Annotated in this window: 7 protein-coding genes, 1 pseudogene and 1 riboswitch; all 8 genes and pseudogenes read left to right on the top strand. The window is 70.0% G+C overall.

Annotated elements, in window-relative coordinates; genetic code table 11:
- On the top strand, positions 1-416 hold a 416-nt coding region (locus tag ABZ078_RS43845), incomplete at its 5' end, for an IS5 family transposase (protein WP_356584208.1).
- A 727-nt stretch (positions 417-1,143) separates the two neighbouring features.
- Positions 1,144-1,211, top strand: a riboswitch (guanidine-III (ykkC-III) riboswitch).
- Between the two features lie 40 nt (positions 1,212-1,251).
- On the top strand, positions 1,252-2,103 hold the full coding sequence (locus tag ABZ078_RS43840) for an MBL fold metallo-hydrolase (protein ID WP_356584206.1): 852 nt from the start codon (positions 1,252-1,254) through the stop codon (positions 2,101-2,103).
- Positions 2,104-2,345: 242 nt separating this feature from the next.
- Positions 2,346-2,909, top strand: coding sequence for a sigma-70 family RNA polymerase sigma factor (locus ABZ078_RS43835; RefSeq protein WP_356584204.1), 564 nt, complete (start codon positions 2,346-2,348; stop codon positions 2,907-2,909).
- Positions 2,906-4,039, top strand: a complete 1,134-nt coding sequence (locus ABZ078_RS43830) for a CU044_5270 family protein (protein ID WP_356584202.1) — start codon at positions 2,906-2,908, stop codon at positions 4,037-4,039. Before ABZ078_RS43835 ends, ABZ078_RS43830 begins: the two co-directional genes overlap by 4 nt.
- Positions 4,040-4,215: 176 nt before the next feature.
- Entirely contained in the window at positions 4,216-4,815 is a 600-nt protein-coding gene (locus tag ABZ078_RS43825; protein WP_356584200.1) for a TetR family transcriptional regulator C-terminal domain-containing protein, read from the top strand.
- On the top strand, positions 4,812-5,768 hold the full coding sequence (locus tag ABZ078_RS43820; RefSeq protein ID WP_356584198.1) for a GNAT family N-acetyltransferase: 957 nt from the start codon (positions 4,812-4,814) through the stop codon (positions 5,766-5,768). Before ABZ078_RS43825 ends, ABZ078_RS43820 begins: the two co-directional genes overlap by 4 nt.
- A 55-nt stretch (positions 5,769-5,823) precedes the next feature.
- Positions 5,824-5,958: pseudogene (locus ABZ078_RS43815) on the top strand (sigma factor-like helix-turn-helix DNA-binding protein); the annotation flags it as partial.
- A gap of 143 nt (positions 5,959-6,101) precedes the next feature.
- Positions 6,102-6,353 carry a hypothetical protein gene (locus ABZ078_RS43810; protein ID WP_356584196.1) on the top strand — a complete coding sequence of 84 codons (252 nt, stop codon included), beginning with the start codon at positions 6,102-6,104 and terminating at the stop codon, positions 6,351-6,353.
- The last annotated feature ends 935 nt before the right edge of the window (positions 6,354-7,288 follow it).

Genomic DNA, 7,288 nt, shown 5'->3' with positions numbered 1-7,288 from the left:
GCTCGAAGATCCACTTGATCACCGAGCGGACTGGTTTACCCCTCTCGATCGGCATCTCCGGCGCGAACCTGCACGACAGCCAGGCCCTTGAGCCGTTGGTGCGCGGCATCCCGCCGATCCGCTCCCGCCGCGGCCCGCGCAGGCGACGGCCTGCCAAGCTGCACGCGGACAAGGGATACGACTACGACCACCTGCGCCGATGGCTGCACAAGCGAGGCATCCGGCATCGCATTGCCCGCAAGGGCATCGAGTCCTCCACCCGCCTGGGCCGCCACCGCTGGACGATCGAGCGCACGATGTCCTGGCTGGGCGGCTGCCGCCGGCTGCACCGCCGCTACGAACGCAAGGCTGAGCAATTCCTGGCCTTCACCGCCATCGCCTGCAGCCTCATCTGTTACCGCAGACTCACCAAATGAGACGACGTCTTAGGAATGCCACCCTTCCAGTGCGATGGCGCGGAGCCGACGAAGGAATCGCCTGCCAGAACACGTGAACGGTGGGCCCCTGCGTCAGCGGCCAGTAGAAATCCCCCGCTGGCGGCCAGTTCAGCTCCCCCCATCGTGGCCACCTGGAATCCCCACCGGCGTCCAGAGCATGTACGCAGCGCGAGGGTCAGCCTCGGTGAATCAGCAGTTGTGGCGGTGGTCGTGCGGTTGGAGAAGCCAGTGTGCTGGTCAGTGCGTCCTTGGCCGGAGCACAGAATCAGTCGAAGGTCATCACCACGTCAGGCAAATCTCCTACCGGATGATCGAGTACGGGCCGCCGTTCGCTGCCGGGGCAGCTCCGGTGCTTGCCATGCGCCCAAGCCCTTTCCAGCCTGCCAACCTCAACGCGGGAGACTCTGTGTACTTCGCCGCCGACGTCACGCACCTCTATGCCAGCCCCTCGGGCACGCCGTGCACTTACCATGTCGCCGCGCTCATCATGCGCCCCCGAGCAGCACGGCTCCGGCCCGTCGGGGCCGCCGGGCCTGTCTCTGCGTCGGGCGCCACGCCTCGACCGGCCCCAGCAATTGGCAGGCACGACGAAGAACCGAGCAGGTCACCGCCTCGGGCCGGCAAGTCCCGCTGTCGCCTCACCGCCAGCCCGCCCGCCGGACTGCTGTCTCGTTGAGCAGCATGGTCCAGGCGTAGTACATTCCGCGCGGAGGTGCACGAGTGCCTGCCCCGGACGAGATGTGCGCCGTACCCGGCCCGATAAGACGACGCTCTCAGGAGGCGTCATGGGCGTACATGGGCAGCGGATCGACTCGTGTCCGAGGCACCCGAGCCCCGTGCCCTGGACGTCGACTGGATCCACGGATCGCCGTCGGCGAAGCACAACGCCGATCCCGATATCCAGGTCCACGCGTACGACGAGCACACGTTCATCCTGCGGCAGAACAAGGCGATCAACTATGAGGCGCCGTTCCTCTTCCTGATCTTCGGCAACGAGCGCGCCGTACTCATCGACACCGGAGCCACCGAGTCGGCCGAGTTCTTCCCGCTGAGACGGGTGGTCGACGAGCTGGTCGGCCGCTGGCTGGCCGAGCGTCAGCGGAGCGACTACGCCCTGCTGGTCCTGCACACCCACTCTCACCACGACCACGTCGCGGGCGATGCACAGTTCGCGGACCGCCCCCGCACCACGGTGGTGGGAGCGGATCTGGACAGTGCCTGGAAGTACTTCGGCTTCACCGAGGACCCCGATCGGGTCGCCCGGGTCGATCTCGGCGGCCGGGTGCTGGAGTGCCTGGCCACCCCGGGTCACGACAAGGCAGCCGTCACGTATTACGACCCGCACACCGGATTCCTGCTCACCGGTGACACGGTGTATCCCGGGCGGTTGTACGTGGAGGACTGGGCTGCCTTCGGCCGGACGGTCGACCGCTTGATCGCGTTCGCCGGCACCCGACCGGTCACCCACGTCCTCGGCTGTCACATCGAGATGACCGACCAGCCCGGCGTGGAGTACCCGATCCGGACCACCTACCAGCCGGACGAGCCGCCCCTGGAGATGGCCGTCGGCCACCTGCGCGACATCCGTGCGGCGATCGACGAGATCGGCGACCGGCTCGGACGGCATCCCTTCCCCGGCTTTGTCATCTGCCGCGAGGACGGCTGAGCGGTCTCGGACCTCTCGCGTTCCGATCCGCGATGCCGGTGACGCACAACCGGCAGGACCGGGCCGGCCGCTTGGGGACGCCGGCAGGCGCGCGGCGGTTTGAGCAGCTCGCCTTCGGCGGGCCTCGGTGTGGTGTATGCCTCGTTTCTCGGGCGGATTTCCTGCGATTCCGCTGTAACGATCACCTCGTTCGGACCACTACCCGACGACAGAACACACCGGGAGGGACAGGAGGTGCGGCAGTGCCCGACGACGACGCGGATCGTTTCACCGCCATCTACGACGGCTGCCGGCAACGCGTGTGGGCCTACGTGGCCAGCCGTGCGGGACGTCAGGTTGCCGACGAGGTGGTGAGCGAGACGTTCACCGTGGCCTGGCGCAGGCTGGACGACGTGCCCGAGCAGCCGCTGCCGTGGCTGCTCGTGGTCGCACGCAACATCCTGCGCGACAGCATCCGGGCCGAGGCCCGGCGCGCCTCGTTCGCCGCCGAGTTGATGTCCTGGGCGGACCCCGCCGAGGCGGACATCGCCGAGGAGGTGTCCGAGCGCAACGCGCTGCTCAAGGCGCTGGCCACGCTGCCGGAGGACGATCGGGAACTGCTGATCCTCTCCGCATGGCAGGGCCTGACCCCGGCGCAGGCGGCCGCGGTGGTCGGCTGCTCACCCATCACCCTGCGGGTTCGCCTGCACCGGGCGCGCAAGCGCCTCGGCCAGGCCGCGTCGGCCTCCCCGCCCGTGGAGGAGGCCGCAGCCGCGCGGCGCGTGTCCACTCGAGCCCGGATCACCGTGGGAGAGGAAGCCCAGTGAAGAACGACGTCCTGCACCACCTGACCGCCGCCCGCCCCGCCCACCTCGACCCCGACCTCCCCACGCCGTCACCGGTTCGGGAAGAGGAACTCGCAACCGTCATGAGCCGTCCGCGCGCGACGCACAGAGCACGCGCCACTGCCCGGCCGCGCCGGGTGGGCCGTCCTCTCGTCACGGGTCTCGCCCTGGCCACCGCGACGGCGGTGGCGGCTCTGGTGATCACCGATACCGCGCCGGAGCGGCCGGGACCCTCTTCCTCCGCAGCGTCGGGATCCGGCAGCCAGATCCTTCTCGCCGCCGCCTCCCACGTCGAGCGACAGGCGGCCGGCTCGGGCACCTACTGGTACGTGGAGGAACACATCGGTTCCCTCCACAAGGTCCCTGGCAAGAACTACACCATCGACGTCCGCACCGAGCAGCGGTACTGGACAGCCGCCGCCAGGAACAAGTACTGGTCGCAGTCCGTGGACTCCGGGGCCCGTCCGGCCACGAAGGCCGACGAGGCGGCATGGAAAGCGGACGGTTCCCCCACGTCGTGGAAACTGACGAACGACACCGACGGGATCGTCACCTACGCCGGCAAGGGCGAGATCCAGCACGACGCCCCCGGCGGCACGGCCGACAGCGTCCCGTACGGCGAGGTTCCCCTCCGCCTGCTGCCCACGCTTCCCACTGACGCAAAGGCCCTCCGCAAGCGCCTGTTCGCCCTCGTCGACAAGGACTACAACGCCCCCGAGGAAGTCCTCGACCGGATCGTCGTCAGCACCGCCATCCAACTCGCCACGTCGCTCCCGTCCAGCCCGGCACTCCGCGCCGCCGCCTACCGCCTCCTCGCCGCCGAACCCGGCGTGCGCTCCCTCGGCGACGTCAAGGACCACACCGGCCGCACCGGCTACGCCGTGGCCCTTCCCAGCCCCTACGAGTCCGCCCCCGAAGTCCGCCTGATCTTCGACAAGTCCACGGGCATGCCCCTGGGCACCGAGACGGTGGCCACCCGGAGCGGTGACGGTGTGAGCAAGGGCGAGCTGCTGAGCTACGCGACGATCACGGCGATGAAGTGGACCGACGAAGCGCCGCCCTTCGACACCGACACCCCTGACCCGGGCCCGGTCATCGAGTCGGATCGCTGAGGCTGTCGGATTCGCCGAGCGCTGGGACCCCGGGTCGACGCCGTCCCCCGGGGTCCCACCAAGCCGGTTGGGGGCGGCGCCACAAGCAGGACGCGGCCGACCCTCTGGCCTTGGCCCCCGCCAACCACGCAACATGCGTTACGCAACGCGTGTTACGCAAAGAGAAGGGGGGCCTCGTGCCTCGACAGGTGGACCATGCCCAGCGCCGCTCCGAGATCTCCGGTGCCGTATGGCAGGTGGTGCGCGAGAGCGGGCTGGAGGGGCTGACACTCCGGTCGGTCGCCGCCGCCGGCTGCACGACGGGCATGGTCACCCATTACTTCCGTGACAAGAAGGCCCTCCTCGCGCACGCCCGGTCCGTCATGCATCGCCGCATGGCGGACCGCATCGACGCGATGCCCGTGCGGCACGACGACCCGCGCACCCACCTGTACGCCGTTGCCGAGCAGGCACTGCCGCTGGACGAGGAACGGCACTTGGAGGCCGTCGTGTGGTCGTCCTTCCTGCTCACCACCCGCACCGACCCGGAACTCCTGCGCGAGCACTCCGTCAGCCACGCCTCCTGGGTGCGCCGGCTGACCGCCCTGGTGCGCGCCGCACTCCCCGGCGAGCCGGAGCCGGGGGACCTGGAGGCCCGGGTGCGCACCCTCGTCGTATGCCTGGACGGCCTGGCCCTGAACGCCGTCACCGATCCGGACGCCTACCCGCCCGACCTCCAACGGCGCGTCCTGGAGAGGCAACTGGACCTGATCCTCGAAGGGAACCGCACCCTATGACCACCCCCGGTCTCACCATCGCCGCCGCCGCGGCCGACCACCCGAGCGTCCGGCGGCTGGTCCGCGCCCTCGACGACGACCTCGCCGCCCGCTATCCCGACGAGCCCTGCACCGGCGGCTCCCACCTCCACCCCGCCATCCGCTTCCTGCTCGCGGAGGCCGACGGCCGCCCGGTCGGCTGCTGTGCCGTCCAGCCCTTTCCCGCCCCCGACACCGCCGCCGAACTCAAGCGCATGTACGTAGCCCCCGAGGCCCGAGGCCGCGGCATCGCCGCCAGGCTCCTGGCAGGGCAGAACGCACCGCCACCGCGCTCGGTCACCTCGAGATGCGTCTGGAGACGGCCGTCCACCAGCCCGAAGCCATCGCGCTGTACACCCGCGCCGACTACCAGCGGGTCCCCAACTACCCGCCGTACGAACACAAGACGCTCAGCCGCTGCTACGCCAAACCCCTCCCGCCCCCCAGGCCCGCCCTGCCGGTGTGGGACGGGCGAGCTGGCCACCTTCCTCGCCGGACAGGGCCTTTCGTCCGAGGGCGTTCTTGCGCCTGGCACGCGGTACTGGCTCACCCGGGACACCGCGGGCCCCGCCGCGGCCCTGGGCTGGGAACGCCAGGACGACCACGTGCTGCTGCGCAGTGTCGCCGTCCGCCCCGACCTGCGCGGCTGCGGCGGCGCACAACGCCTGGTCGAACACGCGCTCGTGGACGCCGCCGCACAAGGAGCCCGCACGGCCTACCTGTTCTCCACGGAAGCCGGACCCTTCTGGACCCGACTCGGATTCCGCCCCATACCGGTCGCCGAGGTCGCCCGCGCCCTGCCCCACGCCCCCCAGGTCCACCAGTACAGCACCGCCGGAACACTCGCCGACGAAGCGGCCTGGCGACGCGACCTCCACGCACCCGCCCTCGTTCACCTGGACCGCCATGCCCCCACCCCGGCCGACGGGCGATGAGACGGACGGTCTCAGCTGCTGCGCCCCTCTGGACGGCTGTGGACGAGGCACGCTGCTCAACCGCCCCCAGGCCGGCGCCCTGCTGCTGCGCGTCGTCGTCGGCCTCGACGAGGCCGCCGCCGCCCGCGTCCTCGGCAAGCGCCCTGGTGCGGTGCGCGCCGCCTGGTGCCGGGGGCTGAAACGCCTTGCCCCGACGGCTCGGCGTCGGAGGTGTGACACACGAGGTCCCCCGGACGACGAGGTCCCCCGGACGCTGGGGGCACGGCATGAACGGCATTGGCGGCCGACCGTCGGACAGGGATGGATGCGGTAGCGGGATGGATGCGGGCATGGGTGAGCCGCACGCCGGATCACCTGGCCACAGCTCAGGACACCGAGGCCCACTGCCGGGCGTTCGAGGCTGTCAAAGGCCGGGGCAAGACGCTGGACGCGACGGCCCGGCAGCAGCTCGTCGAGGCCGCGGGCGGCGAGCAGGAAGTCGCCGCGTACTGCGCTGCGCAGACCGCAGGACGCACGCAGGACAAGCCCGAGAAATCCAGAAGGCCGAGAAGACTGCCAAGCCCACCAGGCCGCCAGGTCCGCTGAAACGACCAAGTCCGAGCAGCCCGACAAGCGGTAATGCCTCCACATTGCGGTATGGCCCATGGCCCGGCTGCACGGTCACGTGTGACACATCAAGTCCGTGGTGCGCTGTAGGAGGCGACCCGATCAAGAGGGTCAAGGGGCCCGCCCTCTGTGGAGGGGGCAGCGGGCTCCGACGTGTGGGGCAGGCTCGTTTACCCCCGTGACGGGTCTGCCCTGCTCGAAGACCCAGGCCGGCCCTGAGCGCCCGACCGCGCTGCGGCACCCGGAGTCTTCTCGGCGGGCGAGGCGATAGGAGCCGCACCTCAGGCTTGCGGCAGCCGCGCCGAGTGGCGCACGCCGTCGGCAACGGTGACGCCTGTCCACCGGTTCACACCGCCCGTGGTGCCGTCGAGTTCGGGGCGGCGGCCCTCCTGCGGAAGGCGGGGAACGCACCCGACACGCCCGAAAGCAGTCACAGCCACCCTCGGACTCACGCCCTCAGCGGTCGGATCGGCCTGCACCTTCATGGTCGCTTCCCCTTGGCTGGGCGCTCCGAGAGAACAACCGCATCAGCATCCGTCCCGGTTCCGTTAGGCGGATCGGCTCCTGGCCACCAGGGACCAGTGGCCGGCGCGTGGGACCGCCACACCACCGATCCCACCCCTAAAGCCCAGGTCACAAGGGTTCAGAGCCGGCGCGAGACGTGCGAAGACGCCCGTTCGCCACACCGATTCCAAGCAACCGCCTTACACAAAACACCCCTTCCAACCGCGTTTCCGCAGGTCAGAACGTTTCTGTATAAGAAACCGCTGGTGGGGCGGGTGGGACTCGAACCTATCCAGGTGACGCTTCTCACCTGCGGCTTTACCAAAGTGCCCGATTTATACACCCGATTCGATCCTGCTGGGCCCTACTCGATCCCGCTCGATCCGGGGTGGTGCAGCGTTCGCTGCACC

Origin of the sequence: Streptomyces sp. NPDC006385 (assembly GCF_040612485.1) — a bacterium.
In the GTDB taxonomy this organism is placed as follows: Bacteria; Actinomycetota; Actinomycetes; order Streptomycetales; family Streptomycetaceae; genus Streptomyces.
This window is presented reverse-complemented; position numbering and strand designations above follow the sequence as displayed.

Coding starts and splice junctions, on each gene's coding strand:
- ABZ078_RS43820 (WP_356584198.1), top strand. CDS start 4,812: ATGACCACCCCCGGTCTCACCATCGCCGCCGCCGCGGCCGACCACCCG.